This is a genomic window from Coleofasciculus sp. G3-WIS-01, from assembly GCF_040223135.1.
In the GTDB taxonomy this organism is placed as follows: domain Bacteria; phylum Cyanobacteriota; class Cyanobacteriia; order Cyanobacteriales; family Coleofasciculaceae; genus Coleofasciculus.
The window spans coordinates 1-15452 of the sequence record NZ_JAVJZI010000211.1; the positions used below are offsets into that span (position 1 = coordinate 1).

The 15452-nt window shown below is 44.3% G+C and carries 14 protein-coding genes; 3 read left to right on the top strand and 11 right to left on the bottom strand.

All coding sequences use genetic code 11. The features are described 5' to 3' along the window. Window positions 1–261 precede the first annotated feature (261 nt). Together RIM23_RS21665 and RIM23_RS21670 are read right to left on the bottom strand one after the other, a co-directional pair. A complete protein-coding gene (locus RIM23_RS21665; RefSeq protein ID WP_446360037.1) occupies window positions 262–423 on the bottom strand; it encodes a hypothetical protein in 162 nt (53 codons plus the stop codon). Between the two features lie 112 nt (window positions 424–535). Then, a complete protein-coding gene (locus RIM23_RS21670) occupies window positions 536–2314 on the bottom strand; it encodes a sodium:solute symporter family protein (RefSeq protein ID WP_446369207.1) in 1779 nt (592 codons plus the stop codon). A 250-nt stretch (window positions 2315–2564) separates the two neighbouring features. Here RIM23_RS21670 and RIM23_RS21675 point away from each other — a divergent pair, with 250 nt between their 5' ends. Beyond that, window positions 2565–4523, top strand: coding sequence for a BamA/TamA family outer membrane protein (locus tag RIM23_RS21675; RefSeq protein ID WP_446369209.1), 1959 nt, complete (start codon window positions 2565–2567; stop codon window positions 4521–4523). A 320-nt stretch (window positions 4524–4843) separates the two neighbouring features. On the opposite strand, the gene RIM23_RS21680 is transcribed toward RIM23_RS21675, so the two are convergent. The 7 genes from RIM23_RS21680 to RIM23_RS21710 form a co-directional block, all read right to left on the bottom strand. Beyond that, window positions 4844–5197 (bottom strand): slr1659 superfamily regulator, encoded by a 354-nt coding sequence (locus RIM23_RS21680; protein ID WP_446369211.1) that lies wholly within the window; start codon window positions 5195–5197, stop codon window positions 4844–4846. Between the two features lie 58 nt (window positions 5198–5255). Further along, window positions 5256–5849, bottom strand: a complete 594-nt coding sequence (locus RIM23_RS21685) for a DUF6272 family protein (RefSeq protein ID WP_446369213.1) — start codon at window positions 5847–5849, stop codon at window positions 5256–5258. 158 nt (window positions 5850–6007) lie between these two features. After that, window positions 6008–8116: a SpoIIE family protein phosphatase gene (locus RIM23_RS21690; RefSeq protein ID WP_446369215.1), complete on the bottom strand. Its 2109-nt coding sequence runs from the start codon at window positions 8114–8116 to the stop codon at window positions 6008–6010. A gap of 521 nt (window positions 8117–8637) precedes the next feature. After that, window positions 8638–9159: a hypothetical protein gene (locus RIM23_RS21695; RefSeq protein WP_446339931.1), complete on the bottom strand. Its 522-nt coding sequence runs from the start codon at window positions 9157–9159 to the stop codon at window positions 8638–8640. An 18-nt stretch (window positions 9160–9177) separates the two neighbouring features. Continuing rightward, window positions 9178–9606 (bottom strand): hypothetical protein, encoded by a 429-nt coding sequence (locus RIM23_RS21700; RefSeq protein WP_446369217.1) that lies wholly within the window; start codon window positions 9604–9606, stop codon window positions 9178–9180. A gap of 194 nt (window positions 9607–9800) precedes the next feature. Further along, window positions 9801–9983 (bottom strand): CsbD family protein, encoded by a 183-nt coding sequence (locus tag RIM23_RS21705; protein WP_446369219.1) that lies wholly within the window; start codon window positions 9981–9983, stop codon window positions 9801–9803. Between the two features lie 279 nt (window positions 9984–10262). Further along, window positions 10263–10652, bottom strand: coding sequence for a hypothetical protein (locus tag RIM23_RS21710; protein WP_446369221.1), 390 nt, complete (start codon window positions 10650–10652; stop codon window positions 10263–10265). A 303-nt stretch (window positions 10653–10955) separates the two neighbouring features. Between RIM23_RS21710 and RIM23_RS21715 the strand changes: the two genes are divergently transcribed. Further along, window positions 10956–11417, top strand: a complete 462-nt coding sequence (locus RIM23_RS21715) for a tetratricopeptide repeat protein (protein WP_446369307.1) — start codon at window positions 10956–10958, stop codon at window positions 11415–11417. Between the two features lie 45 nt (window positions 11418–11462). Here RIM23_RS21715 and RIM23_RS21720 read toward each other — a convergent pair whose 3' ends face one another. Next, window positions 11463–12347 (bottom strand): glycosyltransferase, encoded by an 885-nt coding sequence (locus tag RIM23_RS21720; RefSeq protein WP_446369223.1) that lies wholly within the window; start codon window positions 12345–12347, stop codon window positions 11463–11465. A 582-nt stretch (window positions 12348–12929) separates the two neighbouring features. Here RIM23_RS21720 and RIM23_RS21725 point away from each other — a divergent pair. Beyond that, window positions 12930–13994 (top strand): tetratricopeptide repeat protein, encoded by a 1065-nt coding sequence (locus tag RIM23_RS21725; protein WP_446369225.1) that lies wholly within the window; start codon window positions 12930–12932, stop codon window positions 13992–13994. A 44-nt stretch (window positions 13995–14038) separates the two neighbouring features. Here RIM23_RS21725 and trxB read toward each other — a convergent pair whose 3' ends face one another. Beyond that, the gene (gene trxB, locus RIM23_RS21730; protein ID WP_446369227.1) at window positions 14039–15439 is read right to left on the bottom strand and encodes a thioredoxin-disulfide reductase; all 1401 of its coding nucleotides are present in this window, start codon (window positions 15437–15439) and stop codon (window positions 14039–14041) included. Between the last annotated feature and the right edge of the window lie 13 nt (window positions 15440–15452).

Genomic DNA, 15452 nt, shown 5'->3' on the forward strand with positions numbered 1-15452 from the left:
AGTGTAAATTTCTTGAGTTTTCTGTTGCTTCTTGCGGCGTGGCATCGTTACTTTTCCTCAACTAGATGCTCTAATCTATGCATAGCTTGCGCCTAAAGAGTTATGCATAGATTTAAGCATATTTTAGGGGATCTGTCGAACCGCGCAACTGGGTCATAAGAAGCGTAAGAAACCTCGCGTAAGCTATGGGCGGGTTTTGAACAACAGTTATCATGAACAGCGAGACGAAAGTCCCTAAACCCGCCCCTACTCAATACTCTCTCACATCCCCAATCCCCTCATGCTAACTGAATTCGTCTCTTCAATAGGTGCAGGCGCTGCCATATCATTGGGCAAAAAGATGCGAGCGCTAACGGCGAGTAATGCGACGACAAAAACTAAGACGATCAGAAAAGGGGCAATATATTGGCGAAAAATAGACATAGGTATGCAGTAGGGTAAAGATTTGTAACGCTATTCTTATCTATCTTAGAATTACTGAGAACATCGGTTTAATCAAATTATCTACTGAAATCCTCCCCAATGGTCACATTCGCTACCGATCATCTAATCCAGGTCTAGGTACAGGTAAAGGTTTTTTCCGATTAAGCTGACGCAGCCACATTGCACCACTCACAGTGGCAATGAGGGACACCCAACCCGTCAGGGGTTGCAGCAGCAAAAACCCTCCGATCGCAAACATAGCACCAAATAACAATAAAATGGCGGCAAGTACCCGTTTAATATCCTGTCCCAGGTTTTGAATCGGTAGTAACCCTGTGCGTTCCTGTTGACGTTGCCAACCAGGACCTGCTGGACGAACCTGGCGATAAAACGCCTCCAGAGTCGCCTCAGATTCTGGCGGTGTCACCAACATTGCCGTAATCCATAACACACTGGTAATGGCTGTCGTCACCAATAGACGCAAGCCAAACTCCTCAATCTGGATAATCGGCACAATACTAGTCGTCAACCCCACAATAAACCCACCCACCATTGCCGTCAGTTCAGCCGCCGCATTGATCCGCCACCAAAACCAGCGTAGAATTAAGACTAAGCCAGGACCTGTGCCAATGGCAATCACTAACCGAAAGACAGTCGCCACATCCTGAGAAAAGAACGCTGCCATAGCCCCCAACGCCGTCACCACCACTGAAGCAATTCGCCCCGCTAATACCAACTCTGACTGTTGAGCATCAGGTTTCATGAAGCGCTGATACAGGTCATTGGTTAAATAAGACGCGCCCCAGTTAATCGATGTGGATACTGTACTCATAAACGCAGCCAGTAGAGACGTGACGACTAACCCCAACATCACGGGGGGTAGAAAATCCAGCATCAGTTTAGGATAACCCAATTCTCGGTCTGATAAATCGGGATAGACGACAATTGCCACTAGCGCCACGAGTATCCAGGGCCAAGTTCTAACTACATAATGGAGAATATTAAATAACCACGCCGCTTTTTCCGCCTCCGCTTCATCCTTAGACGCCGCCAGACGTTGCACGAATTCCCCACCGCCATCACTACGACGAAACGTCCACCACTGGAGAAAGATATAGGCAAAAAAGGTACTGGCGGTAATCCCAGCCGTTTCACTCCAGCGAAAATTATCAGTGATGGGAAAAAAGGATAAGATATCATGTCCAGTTATCTGCTGCACTTTTGGCACAAGAACATGAATTCCACCCACATGATTCACCGCCGCGATCGCGACAACAATTGCCCCAAATAGTGCTAAAAAGAACTGGAAAAAATCGGTAGTGACCACACCCCAAAGCCCAGCAAAACCTGAGTAAATTAAAACCAGAATGCTAACACCAACCACACTCCAAATTTTCAGATTTTCTCCCGGTTCAATCCCCAAACTCTGCCAAAGTTCCAGAGCATCCACCACTTTAATCATGGCAAGCATGGCGTAGCCAATGGCAATACAGTTAATCGGTACGGCAAATAAAAATGCTTTCGTTCCCCGTAAAATTGCTGCTGTTCGTCCGCCATAACGCAGTTCAGTCAATTCCGCGTCGGTGATAATTTCTGAACGTCGCCACAATCGGGCAAAGATATAAATCATCACCAGATGAGCAATGCCAAAACTCCACCATTCCCAGTTTCCGGCAATGCCTCGATTACCCACAACCCCCGCAATGTAAAGGGGCGTATCAATGGAAAACGTTGTCGCCGCCATACTTGTACCCGCTAACCACCAAGGGAGCGATCGCCCGGATACGAAAAAATCCACCAAACTCCCTGAGGCTTTGCGTGAGAGATAAAGTCCTAAGCCCATTGAGCTAATCAGGTAGAGCAGAACTATCAGCCAATCAATTGGTTGCATACTGTCGCGATAACGTTTGACCTGAATTTGATATACTACACCGCTTTCAAGTCGGTAGGGTGGGCAATGCCCACCTTACCCCTATAGAGAGGGTTTGAATCCTCAAATTGCGTAAGTCCTAATTTCTCAAAACTGATTGTGTCAGATACAAAGGTGGCACATCAGTTGGAACTCCACTGGTTCAGCCTCGGTCAGGTTAACCAAACGTAAAAGAATTTAACCAACGAACAGGACGATTGAGGCTAATTTTATGCTATACAAAGCTGTTGCTTTTTCCACTTTGGCTGTGCTTATCGGTGGGGACTTAACTAACCCAGTCAACGCTACTCCAGATCCCACAACTGCTAACCCGCCATCGGAAACCAGAAACTATGTTGTCCCCACAGAAGCCACCTCAGCAAAGCCTTCCCCTAGAACTGTAGCCTCTCCAGAAGCGACGCCAACCCCAGAATTTGCCCAATCTGTTCCCACATTTAATCAATCACAACCTGCTAACGATTTAGTTGTCCTCGCTACAGACGTGCAAGTCGTTGGTGTGTCGGAAGAATTGCAGCAGCTTGTCTTAAAAACGATTAGAACTCGTCCGGGGGGTCAAACCAGTCAAATTCAACTGGATCAGGATATTCAAGCAATTTTAGATACAGGCGTATTTGCCAACGCCAGTGTCACGCCAACCGCTAACTCCACAGGCTGGGAGGTGGTTTATCAAGTTGAACCCGTTATCGCGCGATCGCTACAACTTTCGGGTAACCAGGTTCTCACTCCAGACGTTGCTAATTCTATTTTTAATCCGCAATTGGGTCAACCCGTTGGTCCGGCTAGCCTACGTCAAGGCTTACAAAAATTAGAAGCATGGTATAAAGACAATGGCTATATCTTGGCACAGGTTTTAGACGTGCGATCGACACCCGATGGTGTGATTACCGTTGACGTGGCTGAAGGCGTTGTCGGTGAAATTAATTTCCGCTTCCTAGACGAAGAAGGTGAACCCACAGACGGACGAACTCGCGAGGCTTTCATCGATCGCGAATTGAACCTACAACCGGGTCAAGTCTTTAATGTAGAGGTTGTCCGCCAAGACTTGCAACAGCTTTATCAGTTGGGATTATTTGATCAAGTAGACATTTCCCTCAATGGCGATGCTAGAAATGTCGATGTTATTTATAATCTAATCGAACGATCAGCCCGTGGGGTGAATGCTGGGGCAGGATATAGCAATGATAGCGGTGTTTTTGGCACTCTCAGCTATAACGACTTCAATCTCGGCGGTGTGAACCAGAAACTCGGACTGAATATGCAGTTTAGCCGTCGGGACTTGCAGTTTAATGGCAACTATGGTAGACCATATCGCGCCAGTAATCCAGAACAACCGGGATATGAGGTGAATACGTTTCGACGTCGTACTGTATCCCAAACCTTCGATGATGATGTTGATCTCGCTAATGGGGATGATCCCCGTGAAGGACAGTTTGGGGGTGGTGTAACCCTATCCAAACCCGTGAATCAGGAATGGGATGCGTCGGTGGGAGTCAACTATACCCGTACCAGTATCCGCGATAGTAACGGCAAAATTAATGCGGTTGATGAATTAGGCAATCGTCTCTCCTTTAGTGATAACGGAATTGATGATTTAGTTACTGTCTCCGCCGGAGTGACGCGAGACAAACGAAACAATCCCGTCAATCCTACCCAAGGTTCTTTGGCTCGTCTGAGTACGGAACAGTCTGTACCGATTGGCAATGGTAGTATTTTGATGAATCGGCTGGAGGCGAACTACTCCCAGTATGTTCCCGTTGATGTATTTAATAACAATACTCAAGAAGTCTTGGCATTTAACGTTCAGGGAGGAACTACGATTGGTGACTTACCCCCCTACAACGCCTTTAACCTCGGCGGTCAAAATTCGGTGCGAGGCTACGGTACAGGAGAGGTGGGAACGGGGCGCAGTTATGTGTTAGCGTCAGCGGAGTATCGGATTCCCCTATTCAATCCGGTTGGCGCCGTTGTCTTTGCCGACTTTGCATCCGATTTGGGTTCTGGTGAAACCGTACCTGGAGAACCGGGTGTGGTGCGGGGTAAACCGGGAATAGGCTTTGGTTACGGTGCTGGATTGCGCGTTAATTCCCCTGTGGGTATCATTCGCGCCGATTTAGGATTTAATGATCAAGGAGATAGCCGACTCCAGTTTGGTTTGGGTCAACGGTTCTAAGCTTTAAGCAATGGTGCGTTAGCGAAGCGTAACGCACGATGGCGGCGTGACCGGGTTAAAATAGGACTTTGTTTGTAGTAAGCACGAAGAGTGCTTTAACGCCTAGCTGGAGAGGGCTAAAGCCCTGACTACGAACCAAATCTATTTCACCATTTTAGGTGTGCCACGCCACTACAATTTAGCTTACCCTTGAATGGTGCAAGATGTGAGTATAACCTAGTCCTTGTCAAGCGGACGAAAGGCAAGTGTAGCAGCGATTTTAATCGCCGTGGCAAAAAGGGGGGTTCTTTAAATTTTTTGCTATAAATCCGTGCTGTAAATTACTCCAACTCCAACTTTAATCCTGGCATTAATCGCTGCAAATTCTTTAAGGATTTTCCTTGCCAAGGAATTTGGTCAGAACCTTTAATTTCAATCTGGATAGTCTTTTTTTTGCGTACATTCAGGACGAATTTTGACAACATGCTAATCCCCGAACTATTGAGAAATTCTAGCTCCCGCAGGTTTAACGTAATCAGGGAATGGTCTTGCTGAATCATCTGATCGAGGATTTTGACGATGGGTTCGTACTCTTTCATCCCACCCAGTCGCAGTGACCCTTTAAAGTAGACGGTTGCTGTTTCTGGCTCACCAATTACTTGGTAGTTTTCACCCTGAATTTCTTGCTTTTCCATGAATGCATCTGCTCCTAAGACTACACATTTTCAATAAGACTGATTAAAGGTTTCAAATCTATACCTTAAGTTGCACCATTGTTGTCACCGTAATCACTTCTGGTTCTTTTTGAACGGTTTCAAATTTCCAACCTAATTTGGCAAAATAATCATTTTTCATGGTTAGTAGCCCCAGCCCAGAAGTCCCCCCACTTTCATCTTCAGCACTTTTTTCTAACTGATGCATATAGAGTTCATCCAGATCTGATTCGAGTAGTTCTTTAATGAAGGATTGGAACTTATCCACAGATTGATGAGAAACACTATTAGTTGCCAACATAACCAACGTTATTTCTGACGCCACCTCTAGTATATGTAGCCCAAACTTAATCGGATAGGAAGAACTATCGTCATTAAACTTCATCGCATTTTCCAGTAGCTCATTAGCAATATAACTCACCGCTCCTTTTATTTCTACCCGCTTTCCCTCAGGGTCGGGATCTTCGTCAATAGCGGGAAAAAATGTAGTTAAGTAATCAGCGACAAAATCAGCCGATAAACCATTGTTGCGCCAGCGTTGCTGAATGGGAATGGAGCTTGGTGAAAAGCCAAGAATTAAAAACTCATGTTCATTAGAAAGACGTTCATGAAATTCTCCGAATATCTTAGGCATAGCCATCAATTACTAATTAAAAGACTTAATTTATTCATTCCAGGAGGGACATACTCTCATGATCTCACAAAATTGCTCTCTTTCATAGAGTTCTTATTTTATCTGTATAGAAAAAATACTATCGCCAACGTCTAACTGTACCCGGAATCCCAAACTATCTATTTTTGTTTGAGTACCAATAGTGTGATATCGTCGTAAACCTTTTGAGAACCAATATGTCGCCGCACATCATCAATCACGATTTGTTTAATCGCTTCTGCTGCACTTTGCCAATTTTGACTGATAATTTGACATAACTGTTCTAATCCGTACTGTTTTCCCTCCAGATTTTCGGCTTCGGTAATGCCATCGGTATATAGCACAATACCATCTCCAAACTCTAATTGCACGGAAACGTGACTGATAAACTGACTAATTTCCTCATCCAAGCCAATCGGAAAGCCTAAATCTATTGTATCGACTCGCTCAATCTCGCCCGATGCTCTCACGACTATAATCTCTTCATGCTGTCCGCTAATGCTGATTCGTCCGCCGCAATAGTTTAAGATTGCTAAGGTCATATTCCGATCGGAGTTCATTCGCTCAACATTGTGATAAATGGTACGGTTGATAACATCCAAAAATTTAACCAAGTCAGTTTCCTGTATTTCCTGAAGGGTTCTAATTGCCGTTTGTGCCATTAGCATGACTACACCACTTTCCAACCCATGTCCAGCCACATCACCAATGCCAATCGTCACAACATCATCGTGATGGAGAATATCATAATAGTCTCCTCCCACTTCGTCAACGGGTTCCATAAACCCCGCAATATCTAATCCTTCAATTGCTTCTAATTCTGCTGGCTTGGGTAAAACCATTTGTTGTAACTGTTTGGCGACATCAAGTTGGGCGCTCATGCGGAGGTTTTCGGCTTTAAGACGTTGGTTTAGGGCGCGAATTTCGCCATTGGCTTGAGCCAGTTGAGCGGTTCTTTTTTCTACTTTTTCTTCTAAAGTTTCAAAGGACTCATGAAGCTGTTTAGCCATGCTGTTAAAGGATTTTGCTAACTCTCCCACTTCATCCGAACGATTAATCTCGACGATTTTTTCCCATTCTCCTTTAGCAATCTCTTTGGCAGCCGTATTCAGGGATAAAAGGGGTTGAGTCACCCATCGCGCTGTGAGAATACCAAGAATTGTAGCCACCCCTAAAGCAGCAAGACAGAGCAAAATAGTGGTGCGAGTATTGGCGGTAATTTGTGCCATGAAGTCCGCTTCGGGAACCCGAACCACAATCAACCAGTCTAACCCCTGTACATCGGTTAACGGTGAGACTTGTACCAGTTGTGTTTTATTGTTGAGTTCAAAGGCAAATTGTAGAGGTTGATTAATTTGATTGAGATTATCAACCTGTTGGAATAGTTCTTGAGTCGTCAATTTAATACCGGGCTTTTGGCTATTCAGAGCATTGAGGCGAATCGGTACTGAATCAGTGGAGATATAAGGAAGTTCATCGGTGGAACTAGCAACGATGTTAGCTGAACGTTCAATAATAAAGGCTTGTCCAGATTTGCTAATCTTCAAGTCCCGTAAAAAGTCACTAATTTGAGATAAAATTAAATTAGTCCCCAAAACTCCTTGCAGCGTTCCTTGTTGGTCATAAATTGGCGTCGCGGGCGTAATTTGCAAAATACCTAAATCGGCGGAAATATAGATGGGACTCCAGGTTTGGGTTTGCGCTTTCAGGGTTGCTTGATACCAGGGGCGAGTACGGGGGTCATAGTCTTGGGATTTGAGCAACTCAGTCCGCTCTCCATCCTCGTTTAGAGCATAAATCAGCCGTTTAGGGGCGGTGGCGCGATCGCGAAACTTCACCACTTTGCCACCATCCCTATATTCTTGCACACCAATAAAATTACCGTCTTGATCCCCTAAGAAAATATAATCAACAGCATCCGACAGTTGGATATCCGACCAAAACTGTTGCTGTAAGCTGGTAAAATTATTAATATCTAGATTTCCATTACGGATTGATGATACGGTTATAGCCTGCATAAAGTGTGGCGTTTCTAAATAATTTTTTAGGTGTTGATTAATCCGCTCTGTTACCCTAGTGCTTAACTGAATAGCGAGTTCATTGACCGCTTTTTGTCCCGTGGGAAAGGACAGGTATCCAATTAATCCCACTGTGGCAAAGATTTGCACGACAAAAGGAACGACCAAAACCATGCGTAGCGGCACACTGCCTGATGTTTGGCTAACTAAATGTTTTATTTTCCTAAACATTATATTGTGCCTCAAGGGTTTATGCTTTTTATACCCAATACCTAAAATTATAATTAATTTTTCCCTAAATTCATTTCTGTTTCAGCACGAGCAACGTGATATCATCATAAATTTTTTGGCTGCCAATGTAGTGCAAGACATCAGCAATCACCTGTAAAAACATTAGTCAATCAATGGACTAAGAGCAAGCGTACTGTCGGGCGGACAGGAACTTAGGGAAAGAGAGAGAACGGATGGATCAGACAATTTCACAAAGTACCATTACGCTTGGGGAGCAGGCTCCCTCTGGGGTTATCTAACTTAGACTCGACGCTTAGTAGTTTTCTGCGGGCTTTTGGTTTAAGGATTGCCGCAAGGATAGATAATTGTAAGGTGTGTCTAAGGACCAATAATCCTCGCACTCTTTCCGAAGTGAAGGATCAAAACTTACCTGCCTATCCTGGGGATTAGAAACCACTGCTATAAAAAAACCTGCTTACGCAGGTTGATGACAATGAACAATTAACTTAAACCTTGAGTGATTAGCGACGATGTCCAAACCATTTTGAGGCAACTGCCCCCATAACCGCCCCCACCAAGGGATTGCTAAGGAATTTGACAATCGCAGGTTGATCAGCTAAAACCTCCTGAAAGATATCTGGATGAGAGTGATAGGTAAAGGCGGCGAGTTTAGCCACATCATCTTCCGTCATCCGGCTAGCGTGATGGGTTGAAAGTCCCAGTTGCTTTTCTAAGTCGCGATCGCTCAATCCACGTTTCTTGAGTTGCTTGAAAAACTCACGCGCCACATCATCCCGTTCATTGGGCTTAATCTGGGCGATAGCCTGTCGCAGTTCGGGTTCCATCTGACTGGGAGGAATGCGATCGGGATGCAGGGATCTGCCAAATAATTGACGTCGTTCATCTCGCGAAGAACGTTGAGCAAAGTCATCAAAGTTTTGATACTCTTGCTCTGGCTTTTCTGGAACAGGTTCCAGAGATTCTGTATTACCACCCGCCAAATCATTCATGATCTGGCGTTTATACTGGTCGCTAGTTGCCATGGTTTATTATCTCCTTTTTTATTGATACGTAACTTGGTGGGACTGATTATTGTAATTCGCTGTCACAATCAGTTCTTTATCCGGGGCGTATACCAATACCTTCAGATCTCGATTGGGAAAATTCTGGTGAAACCCTTGAACTAAAGACCGGGCTAAATCCTTAACCTCTTGGGGACGAACTTTAGGTGTAATCACAATACCTAACTTATCGTTATCGCGCACGTAGGCATCACTAATTAATCCCTTTGCCGTTTGTACCACCCACTTCCCAAACTCTTGACCTGCTGCCGTGTTACCTTGTTCTAATTGTTGATAGGTTACACTGGGATTTAGTGCCGTTGGCGCTTTTGCCTTGGTTTGGTTGGCTTGGCAAGCCGATGTTGTAGCTAGGACTAAAATTAAAGCCAAAGCTGTGAAAAAGTGGCGAGTTCTTTGACCTAAACTCACAGCAACCTCCTGATGAAACTACTATTGGGTTTTAAAGAAATAACCAGAAGGTCTAGAGCAAGATTGCCTAGACCTCCGACTCTAGTAAGGCAGGTAGAAGTGAATCAGCCGACTAAAATAAAATCAGATACGGCTTTGGCGGCGTTCCCAATCGCGCACAAATATCTACCTGCTTACTATTCTTTACAATGCAATTAGTCAATTGCTTGTTTAGCTTTGTCTTTCACGTCTTCGACAGCGTGGCGAGCTTCAGCTTCATTTTGCTTTGCCTTACCTTCTCCCCGATCTTCAGGATCACCAGTAACATTACCCATGGCTTCCTGTGCCTTACCTTCAATGTTTTTGGCAGTTGCTTTAGCTCTATCTTCAGTACTCATATTTTAAGAGTCTCCCAATTATGATGATTATGAATTTGCCCACCAAGTAAATAATTGTTTAGGCAATTTCTTTTCCGTTAATATCCAATGTATCTGTATTTTTTATTAGAATCGTCAATCTACGGGTAGATTATGCTGATCCCAGCCTTATACCTAAAGTATGAATTGGTTAGATCCAATCGGGGTTTACTACTTCCTTTTTAGAGATTACCCGACAAAATTGTCGAGACACTCTGCTAGAATATCTCGACAACCTGGAAGATAGAGTTCAACTAAAAATTAATCTAGATAACCAATCAGTTCATCAATTTCTTCCATGATATTGGAGGCGATGGGGCGATTCCCCAGAATCATTTCTGTACCCGTAAGATGCAGGGTACTCACAGAAATCGGGCGATTTCCTGACACAGCCATGATATCTCGGACTTGCATGTTACTCGCCGCGATCGGGCGATCACCCATGGATGAAAATGTGCCAACAACTTGTAACTCGCTGGTATCCACAGGACGCATCCCTCTTATTGAACCTTGATCACTCACTTTTAGCGAACTGGTGGCTATGGGACGATTTCCCGGTAGAGGGATTGAAGGTTCAACCAGAGAAACTCCCCCAGCTTGCTGCTTTTGAATAGCTAGCTTTGTTGATTGGGTTTCGTTATCTTTTGCCATGGTTGTTTCCTCTGTGTTTTTATGGGTACGACTGTTTGTTTTACTATTAGCTTTTCTTTGGCTAGTGGCGCTACTTGCCATAGTCAATTCCTGAAATTTCTAACGGCATTTGTTAGAGAGTAGGAGACACAACCCCTGTTGGGGCGTTGTCGCTACTTTGGCTGAGACTTTGAGAATTATTATAAACGTATATCTATCTTAAAGAATAGGTATAAAACAATACAAACTTGTAAAGATTTGCAAAGATAGAGGGAAATCGACTGTGACCATTGAGGGGGAGCATCAGCAATAGACAAGAGTGAAATCGCCAGCTTTGACCAAGCGGGGGTGTTAAACCCCCAGGATACGCGCATCTGGCTGAATCGAGGCATAGCTCTGGCAGACTGGGGAAAGCATGAAGCCGCGATCGCAAGTTTTGATCAAGTGATTGAACGAGAACCCACACTTGCACAAGCCTGGAACTCTCGCGGGAGTTCCCTGATGATTCTGGAACGTAACAAAGAAGCCCTCGCCAGTTTCGATCAAGCGATCGCCTGTAATCCCAACTACGATAAAGCCTGGAGTAATCGCGGTAACGCCTTAACCAACCTCGGACGCCACAAAGCCGCCCTCAAGAGTTTCGCCAAAGCCCTGCAAATTAGTCCTGATCACCCGGAAATATGGTTCAACCAAGGCTGTCTGTTGATGAAACTCGAAAAACAAGACGATGCGATCGCGTCTTTTAATAAAAACGGTTGCGGAAAAATAAGCGGTTTCAGCGGGTGATTGGAGGAAGGAAGCTTTAAGTCGGCTGCTTATTGGATAAAGCGACTATAGTTTCCTAGTAAAACGTACTAAAGAAGGGGATAAAATATTAATTATTTTCCTGATCTTAACTTTTTTAGTATCCCACTTTTTGCGACTACCATATACTTGGTACACTGCCTCAATTATCTCTTTCAAATAAGAGTTTCTACTTTTAGAGGGAAACTCTAAATTAATCGTAAAGTCCGACCCCAATCTATAGAGAGGTTGCCATGCGGCGCTTACATCAAAATTAGTACGTACATTTTCTCCATGAGCAATCATGATCCATACAGGCTTAGTTATTATTTGGCGATTTCTATAGTTTTTAATCTCAGTATGATTATACTGAAGAACTGTTTTAAAATCATTTATGTTTTCTATTAATGTATAGAAGGGAGAAGTCAGCCATTCTCTTAGGTAGAGACTCTGTTCCTTCATTCGATACAAATAACCAAAAGGAAAATTGATAAATTCAAAATCTTGGCGACTAAATTTTTCTTGAACTAGGGAAACAAAATTCTGGCTAATTGCGTCGTCACTATCAATACTTGTCGTTATTAAATACCTTGTTTTATTGCTTAGATTTTGCTGAATAGTTTTTCTAACTGTATTTATTAATGTGTTTTTATTCTGAACATAAACTGGTATTATTTTAATTTTTGATGCCTGGGAACAGTAACGTTCAACTTTCTGCTTAAACGAGATAGGTAAAGCCGCATCAAATAAAATTATCCAAAAAAAAATTTTGTTATTTTGGCTTAAAACCGAGGGATAACAAATTTTGTCAAACAAATTAAATCTATGATCAAGAAAAACGGAACTGTTCCGGTCGTGCCGATGCCTTGATAAGTTCCAATCCACATTCATTCGAGTAATAAGGAAATGTTCAAACAGTTTAGAGTGTTCCATTTATTTTATACTTCCATCCTAGAGTAATATTCGCCCTCATACTTCCATTTTCTAATCCAACGAATAAACTGTCAAGTTTTCTCGTAACAAAATCACGAACAAATAGCGAACATGAACCGTAAACATGAGATAGATCGCCGTTGTTTGTCCTGGAATCGATACAAAAACCCTGATAACCCGCACTATCGGGAAACTGCATCACACCAGCCTTGGTATAGCACTACGAGGAGCGGTTATCCCAAGGGGAAGGGGAACTCATCGGCAGTAAAGAATGTCCTAACCTGTATGCGTAGTGCTATATCTGCCAGATGAATCCTTCCATCGTACCTGCCTATACTGATCCGGATTTGGGGGAGTTGGGGAAGAATAAGCAAGTAAAAGCGTTGACTAGGATAAGTGAGGAGACAACCCTAAGCCGTGAACGTCGCGGTTCTGATTGCTAAACCCTAAACCCTAAACCCCACATTCGTTTCCCGACTCCTTTATGTATTGCACTCAATCGAGAATCGTCAAGAACGTTCCCCCTCAACGCTGCAACCTGTGAACCAGGTCAAAAGCCTCTCATAGCCAAAAAATACATCAATGAGTACTCTCCTTCTAGAAAATCCTCAAGCCGCAAACGTTAGCTACAATCACCCCTTGGAAGTCACAACCCATGAAGCTTGGTATAACTTGGGTATTGTACTGATCCAATCCGGACAGTTTGAAGAAGCGATCGCGACAGTTGACCAAGTTTTAGAACGTGAACCGGATTTATACCAACTTTGGTATAACCGGGGAATCGCCCTGGATAAGGCGGGACGCCATGAAGAGGCGATCGCTAGCTATGACTTGGCGGTGAAATTGCAACCCGACTTTTACCCGGCTTGGTATAATCGGGGCAATGCGCTGGTGAATTTAGGACACTATGAAGCGGCAAATGTCAGCTATGATAACGCCCTAGACCTTAAACCGAGCCTGCATCAAGGTTGGTACAATCGAGGCAATGTTCTGTTTAGCTTACAACGCTTTATTGAAGCCATCGCTAGCTATCAAGAAGCCCTGAAAATTAAGCCGGATAAATACGAAGCTTGGTATAACCAAGGACATGCTTGGGTACACCTAAAACAGTTCCAAGAAGCCATCGCTAGTTATGATGAAGCCCTAAAAATTAAACCCGATGCTCACGAAGCTTGGAATAACCGAGGGGGTACACTGTATCGCCTTGAGCGTTTTCAAGAAGCCGTGGCAAGTTACAATGAAGCCCTAAAACTTAAGTATAAACAACATAGTACTTGGTATTATCGCGGCAATGTCCTCGTCAACTTGAGATACTTTCAAGATGCTGTAGCCAGTTACGACGAAGCCCTGAAAATCAAGCCCGACAAATATGAGGCTTGGTATAATCGAGGGTATGCATTTTTACAATTGGGAGACTACCCAGAAGCCTTGGTTAGTTTCGACAAAGTGATAGAGTTAAAACCTGACAGTGCTAATGCTTTTTACAATAAAGCTTGCTGTTATGCTTTGCAGGGCAATGTTGACCTAGCGATCGAAAACCTGCAAAAAACTATCAATCTGAATCCTGAGCAGTACCGAAATTTAGCCAAAAATGACTCCGATTTGGCTAGTATTCGGCAGGATGAGCGATTTCAGAAATTAATCTAGTACACCAGAGACGCGCCATGGCGCGTCTCTACGAACGGCGATTACTAGACCGACGCTCTAGCTGCTGAAACTTCGGCGGGTAGGTACTTCTCAATCATTTGACGGTATTCGCTTTTTTGTTTTAATCCCTTGAGTTGATCTAAGATTTCTTTGTCTTTGAAAAATTGTACCGTAGGTGTCCCAGTAACCATGGCATTTTCAGCGATTTCGGGTTCCGCTTCAATATCAACCTCGACAAAGTGAATTTTGCCCAAATATGCATCCACCACTTTATTTAAAATTGGCTTCAGGGTATGACAAGGACCACAGTTGGGTGAAACATACTTAACTATGATCAGGCGATGGCTATCGTGGAAGAGTTTGCGTAGGGCATAACCGCCAACATGCCGTGTCTTATTTATATCAAAGGTTTCTTCTGTATCTGCTGTCGGTTTATCTTCCAACCTCTGGATAGGTTGTTCAGATTCGGGTTTCTGGTGATATTCCTGAATCAGGTTATGGGTAGACAACCAGCGTTCGGCTAACATAGCTGCCATACAGCCGGTTCCCGCCGCCGTGATGGCTTGGCGAAATTCATGATCTTGCACATCACCCGCCGCATAAACCCCTTCTACGCTGGTTTCAACCGAACCCGGTTTGGTGATAATGTAGCCCACTTCATCCAGGTCGAGTTGTCCTTGGAACAGGGATGTGTTGGGGGTATGACCGATCGCGTAAAATAATCCTTTAACCTGTAAGTCGCTCTCCTCGCCCGTTTGGATGTTGCGGAGTTTGACCCCACTCATCCGACCATTTTCGCCAAATACATCCACCGCCTCCGTATTCCAGTGAACGGTGATATTGGGATTATTTAGCACTCGATCTTGCATGGTTTTTGATGCCCGCAGTTGGTCACGGCGCACCAATAAATGCACATGATCCCCGTATTTAGTTAAATACACGGCTTCTTCGGCGGCGGAGTCACCCCCACCCACCACGGCTAGGGATTGACCGTGAAAAAGGGGAGTCGCACCATCGCAAATCGCACAGGCGGAGATCCCATGACTCCAATACTGATGTTCGCTCTTGAGTCCTAAACGCTTGGCGGTGGCACCGGTGGCGATTACAATACTGTGGGCTTGAACTTCTCGCTCGTCAGAACGGATAATAAAAGGATGCTGACTCAAATCCACAGACGTGACATCCTCGGTATAGCACTGTGTCCCCCAGCGTTCGGCTTGGGCTTTCATCCCCTGCATCAGTTGCGGACCTGTGATTCCTTCCGGAAAACCGGGAAAGTTTTCTACGTCGGTGGTAGTCATTAACTGACCGCCAGGAAGTCCCCCGGCTTGGAAGCCCTCAAACATCAGGGGTTTGAGGTTAGCACGGGCGGCGTAAATGGCAGCCGTGTAACCCGCAGGACCAGAACCGATAATCACCAGATTTTCTACAGTGGGGTTGGGCATATAAATAAACTCA

What these genes read in the sequence shown, in the direction of transcription:
- RIM23_RS21665 (WP_446360037.1), bottom strand. Translation starts at nt 423, where the DNA reads ATGTCTATTTTTCGCCAATATATTGCCCCTTTTCTGATCGTCTTAGTT.
- RIM23_RS21670 (WP_446369207.1), bottom strand. Translation starts at nt 2,314, where the DNA reads ATGCAACCAATTGATTGGCTGATAGTTCTGCTCTACCTGATTAGCTCA.
- RIM23_RS21675 (WP_446369209.1), top strand. Translation starts at nt 2,565, where the DNA reads ATGCTATACAAAGCTGTTGCTTTTTCCACTTTGGCTGTGCTTATCGGT.
- RIM23_RS21680 (WP_446369211.1), bottom strand. Translation starts at nt 5,197, where the DNA reads ATGGAAAAGCAAGAAATTCAGGGTGAAAACTACCAAGTAATTGGTGAG.
- RIM23_RS21685 (WP_446369213.1), bottom strand. Translation starts at nt 5,849, where the DNA reads ATGCCTAAGATATTCGGAGAATTTCATGAACGTCTTTCTAATGAACAT.
- RIM23_RS21690 (WP_446369215.1), bottom strand. Translation starts at nt 8,116, where the DNA reads ATGTTTAGGAAAATAAAACATTTAGTTAGCCAAACATCAGGCAGTGTG.
- RIM23_RS21695 (WP_446339931.1), bottom strand. Translation starts at nt 9,159, where the DNA reads ATGGCAACTAGCGACCAGTATAAACGCCAGATCATGAATGATTTGGCG.
- RIM23_RS21705 (WP_446369219.1), bottom strand. Translation starts at nt 9,983, where the DNA reads ATGAGTACTGAAGATAGAGCTAAAGCAACTGCCAAAAACATTGAAGGT.
- RIM23_RS21710 (WP_446369221.1), bottom strand. Translation starts at nt 10,652, where the DNA reads ATGGCAAAAGATAACGAAACCCAATCAACAAAGCTAGCTATTCAAAAG.
- RIM23_RS21720 (WP_446369223.1), bottom strand. Translation starts at nt 12,347, where the DNA reads ATGGAACACTCTAAACTGTTTGAACATTTCCTTATTACTCGAATGAAT.
- RIM23_RS21725 (WP_446369225.1), top strand. Translation starts at nt 12,930, where the DNA reads ATGAGTACTCTCCTTCTAGAAAATCCTCAAGCCGCAAACGTTAGCTAC.
- trxB (WP_446369227.1), bottom strand. Translation starts at nt 15,439, where the DNA reads ATGCCCAACCCCACTGTAGAAAATCTGGTGATTATCGGTTCTGGTCCT.